The 1,080-nt window shown below is 52.6% G+C and carries 2 protein-coding genes; one reads left to right on the top strand and one right to left on the bottom strand.

Annotated elements, in window-relative coordinates; all coding sequences use genetic code 11:
• The coding region (locus PG887_RS22445; protein WP_170953011.1) for a phage integrase N-terminal SAM-like domain-containing protein at nt 1–172 on the bottom strand (172 nt) is incomplete at its 3' end.
• A gap of 291 nt (nt 173–463) precedes the next feature.
• Between PG887_RS22445 and aac(6')-Ib the strand changes: the two genes are divergently transcribed.
• Nucleotides 464–1,018, top strand: a complete 555-nt coding sequence (aac(6')-Ib, locus tag PG887_RS22440) for an AAC(6')-Ib family aminoglycoside 6'-N-acetyltransferase (protein WP_064765190.1) — start codon at nt 464–466, stop codon at nt 1,016–1,018.
• Nucleotides 1,019–1,080: the final 62 nt, after the last annotated feature.

Below are 1,080 nucleotides of genomic sequence, written 5' to 3'. Positions count from 1 at the left end.
TGCCCAAGGTTGCCGGGTGACGCACACCGTGGAAACGGATGAAGGCACGAACCCAGTGGACATAAGCCTGTTCGGTTCGTAAGCTGTAATGCAAGTAGCGTATGCGCTCACGCAACTGGTCCAGAACCTTGACCGAACGCAGCGGTGGTAACGGCGCAGTGGCGGTTTTCATGGCTTGTTATGACTGTTTTTTTGTACAGTCTATGCCTCGGGCATCCAAGCAGCAAGCGCGTTACGCCGTGGGTCGATGTTTGATGTTATGGAGCAGCAACGATGTTACGCAGCAGGGCAGTCGCCCTAAAACAAAGTTAGATGCACTAAGCACATAATTGCTCACAGCCAAACTATCAGGTCAAGTCTGCTTTTATTATTTTTAAGCGTGCATAATAAGCCCTACACAAATTGGGAGTTAGACATCATGAGCAACGCAAAAACAAAGTTAGGCATCACAAAGTACAGCATCGTGACCAACAGCAACGATTCCGTCACACTGCGCCTCATGACTGAGCATGACCTTGCGATGCTCTATGAGTGGCTAAATCGATCTCATATCGTCGAGTGGTGGGGCGGAGAAGAAGCACGCCCGACACTTGCTGACGTACAGGAACAGTACTTGCCAAGCGTTTTAGCGCAAGAGTCCGTCACTCCATACATTGCAATGCTGAATGGAGAGCCGATTGGGTATGCCCAGTCGTACGTTGCTCTTGGAAGCGGGGACGGATGGTGGGAAGAAGAAACCGATCCAGGAGTACGCGGAATAGACCAGTTACTGGCGAATGCATCACAACTGGGCAAAGGCTTGGGAACCAAGCTGGTTCGAGCTCTGGTTGAGTTGCTGTTCAATGATCCCGAGGTCACCAAGATCCAAACGGACCCGTCGCCGAGCAACTTGCGAGCGATCCGATGCTACGAGAAAGCGGGGTTTGAGAGGCAAGGTACCGTAACCACCCCATATGGTCCAGCCGTGTACATGGTTCAAACACGCCAGGCATTCGAGCGAACACGCAGTGATGCCTAACCCTTCCATCGAGGGGGACGTCCAAGGGCTGGCGCCCTTGGCCGCCCCTCATGTCAAACGTT

Origin of the sequence: Aeromonas sp. QDB14, from assembly GCF_027707845.1 — a bacterium.
Taxonomy (GTDB): domain Bacteria; phylum Pseudomonadota; class Gammaproteobacteria; order Enterobacterales; family Aeromonadaceae; genus Aeromonas; species Aeromonas caviae.
Note: the sequence above shows the minus strand (reverse complement) of the source record. Positions and strands in the feature narration are given on the sequence as shown.